The 17,551-nt window shown below is 58.3% G+C and carries 13 protein-coding genes; 9 read left to right on the top strand and 4 right to left on the bottom strand.

Annotated elements, in window-relative coordinates; genetic code table 11:
- Positions 1-403: 403 nt before the first annotated feature.
- Both WCO56_23185 and WCO56_23180 read left to right on the top strand, forming a co-directional pair.
- Positions 404-2,686: an FAD-dependent oxidoreductase gene (locus WCO56_23185; protein MEI7732495.1), complete on the top strand. Its 2,283-nt coding sequence runs from the start codon at positions 404-406 to the stop codon at positions 2,684-2,686.
- Positions 2,687-2,714: 28 nt separating this feature from the next.
- Positions 2,715-4,031: a 4Fe-4S binding protein gene (locus WCO56_23180; GenBank protein ID MEI7732494.1), complete on the top strand. Its 1,317-nt coding sequence runs from the start codon at positions 2,715-2,717 to the stop codon at positions 4,029-4,031.
- A 64-nt stretch (positions 4,032-4,095) separates the two neighbouring features.
- On the opposite strand, the gene WCO56_23175 is transcribed toward WCO56_23180, so the two are convergent.
- Genes WCO56_23175 through WCO56_23160 form a run of 4 tightly spaced genes read right to left on the bottom strand, consistent with a single transcriptional unit; the run spans position 4,096 to position 9,764 of the window.
- Entirely contained in the window at positions 4,096-5,445 is a 1,350-nt protein-coding gene (locus WCO56_23175) for an ABC transporter permease (protein MEI7732493.1), read from the bottom strand.
- 11 nt (positions 5,446-5,456) lie between these two features.
- Positions 5,457-6,140 (bottom strand): ABC transporter ATP-binding protein, encoded by a 684-nt coding sequence (locus WCO56_23170; protein MEI7732492.1) that lies wholly within the window; start codon positions 6,138-6,140, stop codon positions 5,457-5,459.
- A gap of 17 nt (positions 6,141-6,157) precedes the next feature.
- Positions 6,158-8,122 carry an efflux RND transporter periplasmic adaptor subunit gene (locus tag WCO56_23165; GenBank protein MEI7732491.1) on the bottom strand — a complete coding sequence of 655 codons (1,965 nt, stop codon included), beginning with the start codon at positions 8,120-8,122 and terminating at the stop codon, positions 6,158-6,160.
- A complete protein-coding gene (locus WCO56_23160) occupies positions 8,106-9,764 on the bottom strand; it encodes a TolC family protein (GenBank protein ID MEI7732490.1) in 1,659 nt (552 codons plus the stop codon). Before WCO56_23160 ends, WCO56_23165 begins: the two co-directional genes overlap by 17 nt.
- Before the next feature lie 422 nt (positions 9,765-10,186).
- Here WCO56_23160 and nifH point away from each other — a divergent pair, with 422 nt between their 5' ends.
- From nifH to nifE, 7 genes are all read left to right on the top strand, one after another.
- A complete protein-coding gene (gene nifH / locus WCO56_23155; GenBank protein MEI7732489.1) occupies positions 10,187-11,011 on the top strand; it encodes a nitrogenase iron protein in 825 nt (274 codons plus the stop codon).
- 40 nt (positions 11,012-11,051) lie between these two features.
- Complete coding sequence (locus tag WCO56_23150; GenBank protein MEI7732488.1) at positions 11,052-11,378, top strand: P-II family nitrogen regulator; 327 nt, start codon at positions 11,052-11,054, stop codon at positions 11,376-11,378.
- Positions 11,379-11,385: 7 nt separating this feature from the next.
- Positions 11,386-11,763: a P-II family nitrogen regulator gene (locus WCO56_23145; protein MEI7732487.1), complete on the top strand. Its 378-nt coding sequence runs from the start codon at positions 11,386-11,388 to the stop codon at positions 11,761-11,763.
- A 24-nt stretch (positions 11,764-11,787) separates the two neighbouring features.
- The gene (gene nifD, locus WCO56_23140; protein MEI7732486.1) at positions 11,788-13,500 is read left to right on the top strand and encodes a nitrogenase molybdenum-iron protein alpha chain; all 1,713 of its coding nucleotides are present in this window, start codon (positions 11,788-11,790) and stop codon (positions 13,498-13,500) included.
- 27 nt (positions 13,501-13,527) lie between these two features.
- On the top strand, positions 13,528-14,901 hold the full coding sequence (gene nifK, locus WCO56_23135; protein MEI7732485.1) for a nitrogenase molybdenum-iron protein subunit beta: 1,374 nt from the start codon (positions 13,528-13,530) through the stop codon (positions 14,899-14,901).
- Entirely contained in the window at positions 14,901-15,449 is a 549-nt protein-coding gene (locus WCO56_23130; GenBank protein MEI7732484.1) for a GNAT family N-acetyltransferase, read from the top strand. Before nifK ends, WCO56_23130 begins: the two co-directional genes overlap by 1 nt.
- A 236-nt stretch (positions 15,450-15,685) precedes the next feature.
- Complete coding sequence (nifE, locus tag WCO56_23125; protein ID MEI7732483.1) at positions 15,686-17,059, top strand: nitrogenase iron-molybdenum cofactor biosynthesis protein NifE; 1,374 nt, start codon at positions 15,686-15,688, stop codon at positions 17,057-17,059.
- Positions 17,060-17,551 lie beyond the last annotated feature (492 nt).

The raw sequence follows: 17,551 nt of genomic DNA, 5'->3' as shown, positions 1-17,551 counted from the left end.
CTGCCGGACAATCATGACGCTTGTGATCAAATTCATCGCAGGGAACATATAAAGGGAGAGGAAAGAGGTGAGGGGGTATGAAGCTCTGGGAATTTCCCCACTGCCAAAATCCCCTGCGCCACGATATTTGAGCGGCGCCAGGAGCCCCAGCGCTCACTCCAGTGGACGGGACAAATCCAAAGCGGTGTCGTCATCCGCCCCTGTTACCCCCGGATTCTGCCACCGCACTCCAAAATTTCCCGCGCCACCATATTTGAGACTCGTGACTCGTCACCTACGTTTGCGGTTGCTTGAACCAAACTGAGCTTGATGCAGCCCTGCCGATCCACCCGGTAAAATCCGTGAGGGAGTTGTATTCTCTCCTTTTCAAGAAAGAACTTTTGGGCTAGGTTGCCACGAGTCTATGTTTAAAGAATGCATTAAAGCCGGTTTGCTGGCGATGGCTGGCATGGTCACTATTTTGGGCGGCACAACCCATGCCGCGACAGTCCTTGTGGAGGCGGAGAGCTTCCAGGATCAGGGCGGTTGGTCCCTGGATACCCAGTTTATTGACCTCATGGGCTCGCCGTACTTGTTGGCACACGGGCTGGGCGAACCGGTCAAGGACGCCACCACCACGGTCAACCTGCCTGAAGCCGGCACGTACCGGGTTTTCGTCCGCACCAAGGATTGGGTTGCCCGCTGGAAAGCGCCGGGTACACCGGGTAAGTTCCAAGTGTTGGTGGAGGGGCAGGCGCTGAAGGAAACTTTTGGCACGCAGGGGGCGGATTGGTTCTGGCACGACGGCGGCACGGTGGAGATTAAGGGCAAGCAGGCGAAGGTGGCCTTGCATGACCTCACAGGCTTTGAAGGGCGTTGCGATGCGATTCTCTTTACCACCGACAAGGCTTTTTCTCCGCCGAATGACGCGGCACCGCTCGCTTCCTGGCGCAAACAATTGCTGGGATTGCCCGATAAACCCACCGATGCCGGCGAATTTGATCTCGTGGTGATCGGCGGTGGGTACGGCGGTATGGGGGCGGCGATGGCCGCCGCGCGCATGGGGATCAAAGTGGCGTTGATTCAGGACCGTCCGGTGTTGGGCGGCAACGGCAGTTCAGAAGTGCGGGTGTGGGCCAAGGGCGGCACGCGGCGCGGGATTTATCCCAACCTTGGAGAGATCGTGGATGAACTCGCTGATCGCGCCAAGTCGTCCCCCGGCACCTACGAGGAGTTTGGCGACGCCAAGAAGGAGACCATTGTGCGCGCCGAGAAGAACATCACCTTGTTTTTCAATCACCACGCGTACGCGGTGGAGAAGCAAGGTAATAAAATTACGGCGGTCATCGCTCTGGATACACGCACCAGTGAGGCGCATCGGTTTCGCGGGCGGTTATTTGCGGACTGTACCGGCCATGCCACCGTTGGGGCGTTGGCGGGCGCGGATCATACTGTCAAGGAAGACGGCCATATGGGCATGAGCAATATGTGGCGCTGGAAAACGGAGCCGAACCCGGTTGGGTTTCCTGAGGTTCCCTGGGCGCTGGAGTTGACCTTGAAGGATTTTCCGTATCCCAAGAAGTTTCATGCGGAGTGGTTCTGGGAAAGCGGGTTTAATTTGCATCCCATCAACGATCTGGAGGCCGTCCGGGATTGGAATTTCCGCGCGGCGTATGGCGCGTTTAACACGATGAAGAACAAAGAAGGCAAAGAGGAGCATTTAAACGCCAAGTTGGAGTGGATGGCCTACATTGGCGGCACGCGCGAATCCCGGCAGTTGCTGGGCGATGTCGTGTTGGCCCGCGAGGACATCGCCGAGAAGCGTCCATTCACGGATGGCTGCGTCCCGACCACCTGGGACATTGACCTGCACTATCCCAAGGAGGAGTTCGCCAAGAAATTCCCGGAGAACCCCTTTATTTCCCGGGCGCATTTTGACAACGCGGTGGACCGCAAACACGGTTACCCGGTGCCGTATCGCTGTTTCTATTCCCGCAACCTGCAAAACCTGTTCATGGCTGGCCGCAACGTCAGTGTCACACACGAAGCGCTGGGCACCGTGCGCGTCATGAAAACCGGTGGCATGATTGGCGAGGTCGTCGGCAAGGCGGCGTCCATCTGTATCAAGAATTCCTGTCTGCCGCGCGACGTGTACGAGCGGTACTTCGATGAACTCAAGCAATTGATGAACCTGCGCGGCGTCACCCGGCGCGATACGGTTGCCGGTCCCTTCTATGTGGCGCCGGGCGCGGCTGAATTGTCGCCGGACGAAGAGGATGGCATCACCACGGCGAAGTTGCCCGGGATAGTGGTGGACGACGCCAAAGCCGTATTGACTGGCAAATGGGCTTCTGGCACCGGCTTGAAGGGATACATCGGCAAGAGCTACATGTATGCGGCGAAGAATTCCAAGGCCACCGCGCGTTTTGAATTCCAGGTGCCGACGACTGGCAAGTATGAAGTGCGTTTCGCGTACCAAGCGCACGAAAACCGCGCCAAGAACGTCCCCATCCGCATCCTCAGCGCGGCGGGCGAAAAAACCTTGAGTATCAACGAGCACGAACAGCCGAATATTCCGCCCACCTTCATCTCGCTCGGCGTGTATCCGTTTGAAGCAGGCAAGACGGGCGCGGTGGAAGTCGGCACGGAAGGCGCGGATGGCAACGTCGCGATTGACGCCATCCAGGTGCTCCCCGCCAAGCCTTGAGTCAGGGCGGATAAGAAAGTGAGTGCGAGTGGATAAAGCCCCCCCTTCACGCTGGCAGCGGATACGTCCCTGGGTCTTGCGGTTTTATCGGCTGGGATTGCTGGTGGTGACCGCGTGGGTGGTGCGCGAACAGGCGTTGCGGGTGGAACGCATCAGCGGCAATGCTCCGTTGACCGTGCTGGAGGTCCGCAGCCTCTTTCCCCAGGCCCAAAAACTTCACATGGATCACGGTCCCCGTCAGGGCTGGTTTGTGCGTGACGCGGCGGGGCAGGAACTGGGTTACGTGGTCTGCACCCAACCCCAATGCCGCCGTATTACCGGCTATTGCGGCGTCACGGATACGCTGATCGGCTTCAACCGCGAGGATAAAGTCATTGGTATCCGCATTCGCCGCAGTGAAGACACCGTCAAGCATGTGGAAGATGTCGTCACGGATAGGAATTTCATGCATCTCTGGGATGACATGTACTATGAAGACCTTGGCAAGTTAAGCGTGTCGCAGGCGGGCATCGAAGGTGTTTCCGGTGCCACCTATACCAGCATGGCGCTGGCGGAAAGTCTGATCGCCCGTTGCGAGTTGGCGCAAAAAAACGGCAACGCTAAACCGTGGTGGCGGCAAATCAAACTCCGGGCGGGCGATTACGGGTTACTCGTCGTCATCCTGGGGGCTGGTCTGATGGCCTTTACCCGACTGCATGAGCGCAAATGGTTGCGGTACACCTACCAATGGACGGTGATTGGCTACGTGGGTTTCTGGAGCGGCCATCTGTTGGCGCAATCCCTGCTGGCGGGCTGGGCAAAGTCCGGGGTGAACTGGCAACTGGCGACCGGTTTGGTCCTGCTGGCGCTGGCTGCGTTCGTGGTGCCGTGGTCGGTTCGCAAACCGTTGTATTGCCACCAGATTTGCCCGTACGGCTTCCTGCAACAATGGGCGGGGCGACTCGGGCGGAAGCGTTGGCGCGTGACGCTGCCCGTCTGGCTGGACAAACAATTGCGGCTCGTGCCGTGGCTGCTGCTGGTGGTGGTGCTCTGTGCCGTGATGCTGCAATTACCCATGGATCTCGCCGACTTGGAACCGTTTGACGCCTTCCTGTTTCGTGCGGCGGGCTGGCCCACCATCACTTTGGCGCTCGGTGGGTTACTTGCCTCCTTGATTCTCCCGCAACCCTACTGCAAATACGGATGCCCCACCGGCGCGCTGCTCGAATTCGCGCGCTCCCATGGCGAATCCGACTCCTTCGGAAAACGGGATTTGGCGGCCGCACTGTTGGTCTTGCTGGCGCTGACGCTGGCTTGGAACTACGACGCTTACCTGATCTGGCTGAACCGGCCCAATGGCAGTTAGGCGTCGAGGGAGGGAGACGGGTTTTTAAGGGAAAGGAGCTGGAGAGCCGAGCTGTGCAGAAAAACTATTCATGCCGCAGCGCCTCCACCGGGTCCATCTGCGCGGCGCGTTGGGCGGGATACAGCCCGAAAATGACGCCGACCATTGCGGAAATGGAAAAGGCCAGCAATGGCGACCAAACCGTGATGATGGTCTTCATCCCGGCAAAATAGCTTACCAGGAAGGGGATGGTAATCCCCAGGGCGACGCCAATGACCCCGCCGGTGCCCGACAAAATCACCGATTCAATCAGGAACTGCATGACAATATCCCGCCGGCGCGCACCCAGGGCGCGGCGAATGCCGATTTCCCGGGTGCGCTCGGTGACGGTGGCCAGCATGATGTTCATGATGCCGATGCCGCCCACCAGCAGGGAAATGGCGGCGATCGAACCCAGCACGATGTTAAAGATGCGTTTGGTATGTTCCGCGCGCTTGAGGAGTTCCAGCGGCACCACCATCTCGTAATCCGCCTTTTTGTGATTTCGCTTCAGCAGGCCGGCGATGGCCTGGGAAACCGGCAGCACCTCGGACAGCTGCTCGACTTTTACGGTGACCTCGTGCAGTTCCACCCGTTCCGCCTCAAAACTGCCCGCCCGCCGTTTAATGAGCGTTTTGCCGTAGCGGGAAACCGCCGTTTCCAGCGGCATGAACATGCGATGCACGGTGCCGCTGCTGGCGCGTTCATCGCCCTTGGTCTCTTTGCCCCGCGGTTCCATGATGCCCACCACCCGGTAATAACCGCCGCCGACTCGCACGACGTTGCCCAGCGGCGTTTCCATGGGAAACAGCGCATCCGCCGCCTCCTTGCCCAGCACGCAGACATTGGCCACCGACTGCATTTCCATGTCGGTGAAGAAGCGACCGGCCGACAGGCGCTGATTGCGCATTTCCGGAAACCAGGGGACGGTGCCGATGATCTCCGCGTCCACCCGCCGGTTGATGTTCCAGATGTACTCCCGGATGATGCGCCCCGGCACGATGACCGAGACGCCGGGGATGGTGTCTTTGATGGCTTTGACGTCTTTGTAGGTCAGACCGTAGGTCAGCACAAACTCTGTGGCCGCCCCGGCCACCTTTTGTTCTTCGCCTGGCTTGATGCTGCGCAAGATGATGTTCTGGCTGCCCAGGCTTTTGATCTCCTCCTGCGCCTCGTAGCTGGCGCCTTCGCCGATGGCAAGCATCGCAATCACCGAGCAGACGCCGAATACGATTCCCAACACCGTCAGGAACGAGCGCATCCGGTGCAGCCAGAGGCTTTTGAACGCCAGCCGCGCCGTGCGGTCCAGCCGCGCCCGGACCAGGTCATCCACCAATTTTCCCAGCAGCCGGTGTTTTAACCGGCCGAGCAGCGAAGGTGGGGTGGGGGAAAGCATGCGCGGCGGCCTTAATGGGTTTGGTCGGATTCCACCTGGCCGTCCCGCAGCCGGAGGATGCGGCGGGCGCGATGGGCCACGCTTTCGTCATGGGTCACCATGACGATGGTTTTTCCCGCGCGGTTCAATTCGTCAAACACCGCGAGGATTTCCTGCCCGGACCGGGAATCCAGGTTGCCGGTGGCCTCATCGGCCAGGATGACCAGCGGATCGTTGACCAGCGCGCGCGCGATGGCGACGCGCTGCTGCTGGCCACCGGATAACTCGAAGGGTTTGTGCGATAGCCGGTTGTCCAGGCCAACCCGGCGGGCAAGTTCCTCGGCTCGCTGGCGGCTGGCTTGCTCATGCCAGCCTTGGTAGTAAAGCGGTACTTCAATGTTTTCCAGCACCGTCAACTGCGGGATCAGGTTGTACGATTGAAAAATGAAACCCAGCCGCGCGCCGCGCACCGTGGAAAGTTGATCATCCGGCATTTGCGAGACGTCATCGGGCCCCAGCAGGTAGTGGCCGGAGGTGGGGCGGTCCAGGCAGCCCAGCACGTTCAGCAGCGTGGATTTTCCGCAGCCGGAAGGGCCCATGATGCTGATATATTCGCCGGCCTCAATGTGCAGCGTGATGCCTCGCAATGCCTCCACGGTGACCGGACCCATTTGGTAGGTCTTCACCACGTTATCCAGCATGACAATGGCGGGCATATTCGTTCCTTCAGCGCTCACCGCGCTGCTTTGGGCCGGTTGCGGTCGGGCTTGCCGGAATCACCCGGTGCGGGGGGCTTCTTTTCCGCTGGGGATTGGGCGGCTGGAGCCTCCTTGCTGGCGGGGTCAGCGGCCGTTTTTTCGCCGGTTTTTTCCTGGTTCTCCTCCTCGGGGCGTCCGGTGTCCGGGGCGCGCAGCATGACTTTCTCACCCTCCGCGAGTCCGCTCTTGATTTCCACAAATTCATCGTTGGCATCGCCGATGGTGATTTCGCGAACCTGGGCCCGGCCGAAGTGCAGGACCTGGCAGAGGTGCTTGCCGCGGGCCAGGGAGACCGCCTGCAACGGGACATACACCACATTGGTCAGCTCCTTGACATAGATTTCGACTTTGGCGCTCATGCCCGGTTTCAGCCAGTCCCGCTCCTGCCTGATCTCCACCATGGTTTCATACACCTTCAAGTCGGGGTTGAACCACCGGTTTTGGTAATCCGGCAGCACGCCGACTTTGGAAACCTCGCCCCGCAGTTCTTCATCCGGATACGCGTCTACCCGGATTTTGGCGGGCTGTCCCTTTTTGATCTGCTTGATGGACGCCTCGTGGATCTTCACGCTGACCGACATCTTTTTCATGTCGGGGATGGTGATGATGCGCTGGCGTTCCCGCACGGTGGCGCCTTCCCGCGTTTGTTCGGAGCCGAACATGCGATTGTCCGAGGCATAGACCACCAGGCCGGATTTTTGCGCCCTGATCACGCATTTATTCAATTGCTCGTTGAGATCACGCCGCTGTTCGGCCTCGATTTTGAACCGGCCTTCCGCGGATTTCAACCGGGCGCGCACCTGCGCCAGTTTGGCGATGGCTTCCTTGCGCGCCCGCTGGTGTCCGCGCAGCGATTCATCGTACTTGGAGAGTAATTCCTCGGCCTGCTTGGTGAATTCATACTTCACAAACAGCTCCAGCGCCGTTTCGGAAGTTTTCACCCGGAGCACATTGTTTTGGGTGTTGAACGTTTCGCTGTCCAGTTCGCTTTTGGGCACGAAACCTTTGTCAAACAGGCGCTGGGTGCCGTCGAGTTTGGTGTTGCCCAGGCTTTCCTGGGCTTTGGCCAGTTGGGCGTCATCCATGAGCTTGCGCAGTTGTTGCTTGGCGGCGCCATCGCCCAGCAGTTCCAGTTTGGCATATTGGCTGAAGTCAATGGGCGGGGCGGTGGTCACTGGCATGGCGCTGCGGCTCAGGTCATCCAAGGCCCCGGCGCCGGCGCTCTGAGTTTCGCTGGTGCCGTTGGTTTTGCCGGGTTCGGTTGGGTTGCCGTTGCCCAGCCATTTGGTATCGGTCCCCGGTGCCATGTTGGTCCCCAGCGGGGCATTCGTGGCGCCCGCAGTCTGTTCCCCCAGGAAGGCGTCAATGTCGGGCAGGCGGATTTCGTTCGTGTCCAATTGCAGTTTCAGTTTGGCAATGATCGAATCCGCGAGGTCGTCGCCCAGGAACTTCTCAAAATCCATGCGCGCAAAGCGGGCTTTCTGCTCGGCGGCCTTCACATCGGTCTGGTTTTGGATGCCTTGAATGTCAAACGCCTGCTGCGCGTCAATGTAGGCCGCCAGGGTGGACTGGAACTGAATGTCCTGGCTCACGATCCGTTGTTTCAAATCCGAAGAGTCCAGCTCCACCAACACCTTGCCGGCCTTTACGTCCTGCTCGGTCACCTGGTATCCCTCTTCGACGATCTTCAGGATTTTCGTGCCTTGCCCGCCCCGGATTTCCGAGCGGATTTCCTGCGCATCGGCGGCTTCAATGCTGCCGCCTTCCAGTATTTTAATGGTCAAGGTGCCGCGCCGCGAGGTGAAGGTGGCGCCATAATCGCGCGCGCCGCCGGATGGCCAGAGCCACCCGGCGACCAGCAGGATGGCTGCGCCGCCGGCCGCCAGCCGCCAGCGCGGTTGATTGCGCAGAAATGCGATGAGTTTACGGAGCTTTTGCATCAGTCGTCTCCTCCCATTTACCGTTTTCTCGGATCATCAGTATGCCCATGTTACTCCAGAAGCGCAGGCGCGTGGTGGTGTGGCTCACCAGCGCGGCGGTGCGCTGGTCGCGCGATTCCATCAGCGCGTTTTGCGCGTCCACCAATTCCCGGGCGGTGCCGCGGCCCAGTTCCATCTTCATGGTTTCCTCCTCCACGCGCCGCCCGGCCAGTTCCACGCCCATCTCGCTGATTTCAAAGTTGCGGCGTGCCTGGTCCAGTTGCCGCCACCCATCCACCATCTGCAGGCGCACGTTGTCCAGCGCCAGCGTCCATTCCCGCGCGGTGCGCTCCCGGTTGATCAGGGTTGCGCGGTAGGTGTTGCGATCCGACTTTTTATCCAGGCCGGGGTCCACCTCCAGCCCCGCATACCAGCTATACTGCGAAAAATCCGGGGCGGTGGGGGTGCTGCCGGCTTTGGCCGGCACATTGACGCCGCTGACGAAATCCACCTTGGGCTTCAGCCGGTTCATGGCCACCTGGAGTTTTCGGTCGGCGTCCTCCAGCGCATCCCGCTGGTTCAGCAAATCCAGCCGGTTGGATAGCGCCACGGTGATGGCCTCCTCCACGTTGACGGAGGGATGGAGAATCTTCAATTGCGCCAGTTCGCGGTCATCCAGGATGATTTGCGTGACCAGCGGCAGCCCGATTTGGATTTTGAACTGGTCCAGGCTCTGCCGGTAGGTGCGCAGGGCATTGATCCAGCGGATTTCCGTGCTCAACTCCGCCTGCTTCAATTGGCCCAGCGAAGAAACCGGGCGCTGGCCTTCATCCACAAAGGCCTTGTCCCGCTCGGCGGTCGCCTTGAAGTTCAGGTAACCGCGGTGGCTGTTCCGTGCCACATCCCGGTTTTGCAGCACGCCATAATAGGCGGAGGCGATTTCCAGCGCAAAGTCCTTGCGGTACCGCGTGAACTCCCGCAGGGCGTACAGCAGGTCCCGCTCCGCCTGGGTCAGGTTCTCCATGGCGATTTGGAAGCCGGCGCCGCGCCACAGGGGCTGGGTCAGCGTGGCCCCCAGTTGGGAGGAATAGGCCGTGCGCGGGTCGCCCGTGATGAACCGCAGGAAATCCGTGGTGAAGCTGGTGGTGATGCGCGCCCCGGTGCGCAGCAGCATCTCCGAGCCCGCCGAGGCGGAGGCGTTCACCTCGCGTTCGGAAACCAGGTGATCCACGCCGCCGGCCACGTACTGGTGGGTATTGACGTAGCGCGTTCTGGCGGCGGTCGAAAAAATGGGGGTATATTGGTGGCGCGCCAGCGTGAGCGACAAGGCCTGCAAATACAGCACCTCTTTGCGGGTTTGGTAGGTCCGGCTGTACTTCACCGCAATCTCCAACGCCTTATCCAGAGAGACGATGCGCGCGCCCTGTTCCGCCTCCTTGTCCGTGCCCAGGAAATCCTGCGTCGCGCTAAAAACGGGCAATTCCTCAAGGGAAATCGGGGCGTTGCTCTGGATCGTGAAACGCGGGTCCATGTTGGGGACGAAGCGTGACTTCTCCGCAATCAGACGCGCCGCCTCCTTGTCGGCCGATTTGCGATAGTAATTCGCGGTACAACCGGCAAAAAGCAAGGCTATCAGGCACAATAATAGCACTGTGAGTTTCACGGTTGCTGTATTAAACCGGACCGCACCAAAACTTGCCAGCACTTTTCCTGTTTTCCGTTATAAACGCGAAAGTGAGTTGGTGGAAGGCGATGGTTCCCAATATTATTTCCCTCCCGCAACCCTGCTGCCAATAGGGGTGCTTACCGGTGCCCCAACCTACATCCGCGTAACCTCGTATCCCGAAACCTACATTAATGTCGGTTGTTGAACACGTGGTGATGTGTCCCGGAAGCAAATCCATTGGCAAAGAGCAAAAATCTTTTTCCATAACCCACTGAGCCGTAGCTACAAAGGTTTTGTTTTTGGTTTTGGATTTTCCAGGTTGCCAGACTTGGCACGCCCTTTGCGTATGGAGGATCAGGCGCGTGAAATCGCGACGAATGACACCAACATTGTGAACTTGAAATAGGAATAATTGAATTATGAGAAAAGTAGCCATCTATGGCAAAGGCGGAATCGGCAAATCAACGACGACGCAAAATACCGTCGCCGGGCTCGCCGAAATGGGCAAAAAAGTCATGGTCGTAGGCTGTGACCCCAAGGCGGATTCCACCCGGCTGCTGCTGGGTGGTATGGCCCAACGCAGTGTGCTCGACACCTTGCGCGAGGAAGGCGAGGACGTGGAGCTGAGTGACATTTGCGCCGATGGCTTTTGCCACACCCGTTGCGTGGAGTCCGGCGGCCCTGAGCCGGGCGTGGGCTGTGCGGGACGCGGCATCATCACCTCGATCAACATGCTCGAACAATTGGGCGCCTATAAAGAGGATCAAATGATTGACTACGTGTTTTACGACGTGCTGGGCGACGTGGTGTGCGGTGGGTTCGCCATGCCCATCCGTGATGGCAAGGCCGAGGAAATTTACATTGTGTGCTCGGGCGAGATGATGGCGATGTACGCCGCCAATAATATCTGCAAGGGCATTTTAAAGTTTGCCGAGAGCGGCAAGGTGCGGCTCGGCGGATTGATCTGCAACAGCCGCAAAGTGGACAACGAAAAGGAGATGATCCAGGAGTTTGCCAAGCGGCTGGGCACGCAAATGATTCATTTCGTGCCGCGCGACAATGATGTGCAACGCGCCGAGATCAACCGCAAGACGGTGATTGAGTGGAATCCCAAGTGTGGCCAAGCGGATGAATACCGGCTCCTGGCGAATTCCATTGACCGAAACAAGATGTTCGTGGTGCCCAAGCCGCTGAAGATCCCCGAACTGGAAAGCCTGCTGATGGAATATGGCCTGTTCAACTGAGCCCACATAACTGAAACCGCAACCAAAGCCCAATTTTACTATGCCAACCATGATTCAAGCCATCGTGCGACCGGAAAAGTCCCATGCCGTGATGAAAGCCCTCCTGGACGCCGGATTCCCGGGGGTGACCAAGATGGATGTTTTTGGCCGCGGCAAACAGCGCGGCATCAAGATCGGCGAGGTCACCTACGATGAACTGCCCAAGGAAATGCTGGTGGTGGTAGTGGGTGACCCGGACAAGGATCTGGTGGTGGAAACCATGTTGAAGTCAGCGCGCACCGGCGAGCGCGGCGCATTTGGCGACGGCAAGATATTCATCTCCAAGGTGGAAGAAACGTATACGGTGAGCACTGGCGCCCGCGATTAATCATCCCATGAAACAAGTGATTGCCATTATCCGCATGAACAAGATGGGCCCGACGAAAAAGGCCCTGATTGACACCGGTTTCCCCGCCTTTACGGTGCGCAAGGTGCTGGGCCGGGGCCGCGACCACGTGGATTTGCGGGTCATTAGCGGCGCCCAGGAGGGTCTGCCCGAAGCCATCGCCCACCTCAAGGACGACGGTCCGCGGTTGACCCCCAGCCGCATGATGAGCCTGACGGTGCCGGATGACGCCGTGACCAAAGTGGTGGAAACCTTCATCAAAAACAACCAAACCGGCCAGCCGGGGGATGGGAAAATCTTTGTACTCCCGATTGAGGAGGCCATCCGTATTCGTACCGGTGAGCACGGCGCCGCCGCGCTATCCTAACCACAACCTTAACTTTTCATGACTATGGACACATCCGCAACCAATCCTATTAACCCGCCGCCTGACCCAGTAGCGGCGCGCGAGGAAATGCTCAAGGCATATCCGCCAAAGACGCGCAAGAAACGTCAAAAGCAAATCGTGATCAACGACCCGGAGGCCCCGCCGGAAATCGCCGCCAACACGCGCACGGTGCCGGGAATCATGACCCAACGCGGTTGCACGTATGCCGGTTGCCGAGGCGTGGTCATGGGGCCCATCTATGATTTGCTGCAAATCACCCATGGCCCGATCGGTTGCGGGTACTACGCCTGGATGACCCGCCGCAACCTGGCCCGCCCCAAGGAAGGCGAAGCCAACTATATGCAATACTGCATGAGCACGGACATGCAGGAGGATCAAATCGTGTTCGGCGGGGAGAAGAAGCTCAAGCAAGCCATCCAAGAGGCGTACGACATCTTCAAGCCCAAGGCGATTGCCATCCTGGCGACCTGCCCGGTGGGCCTGATCGGCGATGATATTCACCAAGTTGCGCGGGAGATGAAGGAAAAGCTGGGCATCAACATCATCGCCTTCAGTTGCGAGGGATACAAAGGCGTCAGCCAATCCGCCGGCCATCATATTGCCAATAACGGCGTATTCAAACACATCATCGGGCTGAACGACACGCCGGATGAGGCGGAGTTCAACATCAACATTCTGGGGGAATATAACATCGGCGGCGACGCCTGGGAGATTGACACGCTCCTGCGCAAATGCGGCATCCACATCACCTCCACGCTCAGCGGCGACGTCAGCTATGAGCAAGTGAGCAAAGCCCACACGGCCACGCTGAACACCGTGATGTGCCACCGGTCCATCAACTACATTGCCGAGATGATGGAGCGCAAGTTCGGGATTCCCTGGATGAAAGTCAATTTCATCGGCGCGGAATCCACCGCCAAATCCCTGCGTAAAATTGCGGGATTTTTTGAAAGCAAGAAACTCAAGGATCGGGTCGAGGAAGTCATTGCCCAGGAATTGGCGGTCTTGCGGCCAGTGCGCGAGGAAGTCACCGCCCGGTGCAAAGGCAAGAAGGTGGCGCTGTTCGTGGGTGGTTCGCGCGCGCACCATTATCAAGACCTGTACCAGGACATCGGCATGGAAATCGTCTGCGCGGGATATGAGTTTGCGCACCGGGACGATTATGAGGGCCGGCGGGTTCTGCCGAGCGTCAAAGTGGATGCCGACAGCCGCAACATTGAGGAATTGAAGGTGGAAGCCGATCCGGAAAAGTTTCGGCTGCGCAAGTCCCCCGAACAAATGGAAGCGCTTAAAGCTGGCGGATTAACCTTCAATGATTACGAAGGCATGATGAGCGAGATGAAAAAGAACACCTTGATCATTGACGACATCAGCCATCATGAAATTGAGAAGCTCATCGAACTCTACAAGCCGGACATGATTGCCTCGGGCATCAAAGACAAGTTTGTGATCGAGAAGATGGGCATTCCCTGCAAGCAATTGCACTCGTATGATTACGGTGGGCCGTATGCGACCTTCACCGGTGCGATCAACTTCTACCGCGAGGTGGACCGGATGCTGTCCACCAAGGTTTGGAAATTTGTCGTACCGCCGTGGGAGAAAACCCCGGAATTGACCGCCGCCCTGGTACATCCGTCAAAAACCACGGGAACCAAACGGAATGGCGAAACCAAAGCCTGGTCCCGCCGTCCCGCTGCCGTCGAAGCTGAACCCTAAATATTTACCCAGAAAGGACTCCAAATTATGTTAGACGCCACGACCGCCGACCTGAAACCGCGCAGCGCCCTGCGCATCAACCCGGCCAAAACCTGCCAACCCATCGGGGCCATGTATGCGGCCCTGGGCATTCATGGTTGCATGCCGCACAGTCACGGCTCGCAAGGTTGCTGCTCCTATCACCGCAGCCATCTCACCCGCCAATACAAGGAACCGGTGGTTGCCACGACCAGTTCCTTTACCGAAGGCGCCTCGGTCTTCGGCGGCCTGGCCAATCTCACCCAGGCGTTGAGCAATATCTTCACGCTCTATAATCCGGACGTGGTCGCCGTTCATACCACCTGCCTTTCGGAAGTCATTGGCGATGATATTCCCATGATGATCCGCAAGGCGACGGATGAGGGGATCATTCCCAAGGGCAAAGTCGTGATGCATTGCAACACCCCCAGTTTTGTGGGCTCGCACATCACCGGTTTTGCCAACATGACCACCGCGATGGTGAAGTATTTCGCCGAGCGCACCAGCAACCCCCGCAATCAAATCAACCTGGTGCCGGGTTTTATTGATCCGGCGGATATGCGGGAACTGAAACGTCTATCCAGTGCAATGGGGGTGAAGGTCGTGATGTTTCCGGATACCAGCGATGTGCTGGACCTGCCGCAAACGGGCGCCTATCAAATGTACCCCAAGGGCGGCGTGACGATGGAACAACTCAAAACTACGGGAGACAGTCTGGCCACCCTGGCGCTCGGACACTTTGCCTCCCACCCGGCGGCGACCGAATTGGATGAGCGATGCAATGTGCCATGCGCCTTCCTGGAACTGCCCATCGGCCTGACGCAAACCGACCGGTTCGTTCATGCCATGCGCAATTACGGCGGGGCGGATGTGCCGGAATCCATCATGCGCGAGCGCGGCCAGTTGCTGGATGTCATGGGCGACATGCATCAATACTTTCACGGCAAACGGGTCGCGGTGGCGGGTGATCCTGACAACGTGATTTCGCTGGTGCAATTCCTCGTGGAGTTGGACATGAAACCGGTGTACGTCATTACCGGTTCCCCGGGGAATCACTTTGAACATCGGGTTCAAGAAATTCTCAAGGACCAAGTTCCCGACGCGATGGTCAAGTGTAACAGCGATCTGTTCGAGATGCATCAATGGATGAAGAACGTGCCGGTGGACTTGCTGATTGGCAACAGCTATTGCAAGTACATCGCCCGAACAGAAAAACTGCCATTCGTGCGGTTTGGATTCCCCGCGCTGGATCGCATGGGGCACCGGTACTTCCCGGTGGTCGGGTATCGGGGCGGTTTGCGACTGGCCGAAAAAATCACCGATGCCCTGCTGGATCACAAAGATCGCACGTGCCCCGATGAATTCTTTGAACTCGTACAATAATGAATGCGACCCTCCAGGATAGTGACAACCACTCAACGGCGGCCCAATTCATCATTCGCCCGGCGGGGGAGAAGGATTTGCCCGATCTGCTGGCCATGATTCGCGCCTTGGCGGCGTTTGAGAATCTGGAAGACCAATTGGAAGTGACCGCCGCCTCGTTGCGCGAGGCGCTCTTTGGGAAGCACCCGGTGGCGGCGGCACTCCTGGCGGTGGAGCAGGGCATATCCGTGGGGTATGCCGTGTATTTTTTCACCTACTCCACGTTTGTCGGTAAACCGGGGATCTTTTTGGAGGATGTCTATGTGCGCCCGGACTGGCGGCATCGCGGTCTGGGTACTGCGCTGATGGAGGCGGTGGCGCGCATCGGCGCCGCCCGGGGTTGCGGCCGTTACGAATGGATTGCCTTGCGTTGGAATGAAAACGCCCTGCGCTTTTACCACAATCTGGGCGCCCAGGAGATGCAAGAGTGGATGATGCTACGGGTAAACGAGCATGGTCTGCATTCGCTGGCCAGGCACGGCAAAGAAAAACGGGCTGTGGCGGGATGAGATTGAATTTTAAACTCCAATGCCACTACTACGCCATTTAAATCCGGGGGTATGAAAAATGACACCAAAACCGCACTAGGCCCTTCCCTCTCCCCAAGGGAGAGGGCTAGGGTGAGGGGGAATGAAGCCTCAAATAATCCTTCGCATCAACGAATCCCCCAAATTCAAAGTTTAAATTTCGGGTTTCGGCCTTCGGGCTTCTTTCGGAATTCGGTCCTCGGAATTCGGCTTTCCCTATGATCTCCATTCTTCCAGAACGCGAAAACTCGGTGGTTTGCAAAACGGCCGCTTCGCCGGCGAGCCTTGCGTGCGGCAAGGCCAGCGCGGCGGGCTCGGTCAGCCAACGGGCCTGCGTGTTCTGTGGGTCGCGCGTGGTGCTGTATCCCATTTCGGATGCGCTGCACCTGGTCCATGGCCCGATCGGATGCGCGGCCTACACCTGGGATATTCGCGGAGCGCTTTCGAGCGGCCCCCAACTGCATCGCAACAGTTTTTCCACCGATCTCCAGGAGATGGATGTCATCTATGGCGGAGAAAAGAAGTTGGAAAAAAGCCTGCTGGAACTGATCGCGGCCTGCAAACCCAAGGCGGCCTTTGTGTATTCCACCTGCATCGTCGGTCTCATTGGCGATGATGTCGGCGCGATCTGCCGCCGGGTCGCGGAGAAAACCGGAATCCCGGTGCTGCCGGTGAACTCCGAGGGATTCAAGGGCACTAAAAAGGATGGCTACCGCGCCGCGTGCGAAGCGCTCTACCGTCTGATGGGCACTGGCGACACCTCGGGCATCAGCCCGTGCAGCATTAATATTCTCGGTGATTTCAATCTGGCTGGTGAGACGTGGATCATCCGCGAATATTATCGGCGCATTGGCATTGAGGTGGTGTCCTGCATCACGGGGGATGCCCGGGTGGAGGATATCCGGCGGGCGCATGGCGCCAAATTGAACCTGGTGCAATGCTCCGGTTCCATGACCCATTTGGCCAAGATGATGGAGCGGGATCACGGCATTCCCTTCAAGCGCGTTTCCTATTTCGGCATTGAGGATATGGCGGCGGCGCTGTATGAGGCCGCCAAATTTTTCAGCGGCCAACCGGAACTGCTGACCAACGCGCAAAACCTGGTGCGCGATGAGGTGGCCGATATCTACCCCAAGCTGCAACAATACCGCCAAAAGCTGGCCGGCAAAAAAGCGGCCATTTACGTCGGCGGCGCGTTCAAGGCGTTTTCCCTGATGCGCGCCTTGCGGCTGATCGGCATGCAAACCGCCGTCGTCGGCTCGCAAACCGGCGACCAGGAAGATTACCGGCAACTTCAGGAAATGGCCGACCCCGGCACGATCATCGTGGACGACTCCAATCCCTTGGAGCTGGCCAAGTTTTGCCTGGAGAAGGAAGTGGATCTGTTTATTGGCGGCGTCAAGGAGCGGCCCATCGCCTACAAGCTGGGCATTGCCTTCTGCGATCACAATCATGAGCGCAAGGAACCGTTGGCGGGATTTGTGGGCATGTTGAATTTTGCCCGGGAGGTCCATGCCTCCGTCATGAGCCCGGTCTGGGAATTCGCGCCGCGCCGCTCCAGCCAATCATCGTCAAAAGCAGCACATTCTTGATGTCACACCAGGATGTGGCATCACGGGCGGGACGGGTCCACTACCGGCTGGTCCCGCCGGCATATCTCCGGCCGTCCCGCCCGATATTTTTCCGGTTCAATTTCCTTGGCGATTGGCTATTTCCTTCACCTTCTTCGTACTTGTTCCATCCTGTCTTCTTCCAACTCTTGGCTTTCAGCTTTCGCGTATTCCGCGTATTTCGCGGTTTGAATTCCTCGGCTATTAGCGATTAGTGATTGGCTATGTCCGTGTCTCCCGAATATCCTTTTTCCCAGCCTGAAATTTGAAATCTGAGATTTGCGATTCTCCCCCCGATTATCCATGGCACTTTCCCATCCTGTCTTTCGCTTTCGCGTTTTTAGCATGTTTCGCGGTGATTTCAACTTCTGCCTCCAACTCCTGTGTTCTTCCGGTAATTCTAACTCCAAACTCCCAGCTCCTATCTTCTTCAGTCGAATTTTTCTGCCGGTTTCATCTTTCTGCTAAATCTCT

The organism is Verrucomicrobiota bacterium, assembly GCA_037139415.1.
Lineage (GTDB): Bacteria > Verrucomicrobiota > Verrucomicrobiia > Limisphaerales > Fontisphaeraceae > JBAXGN01.
This window is presented reverse-complemented; position numbering and strand designations above follow the sequence as displayed.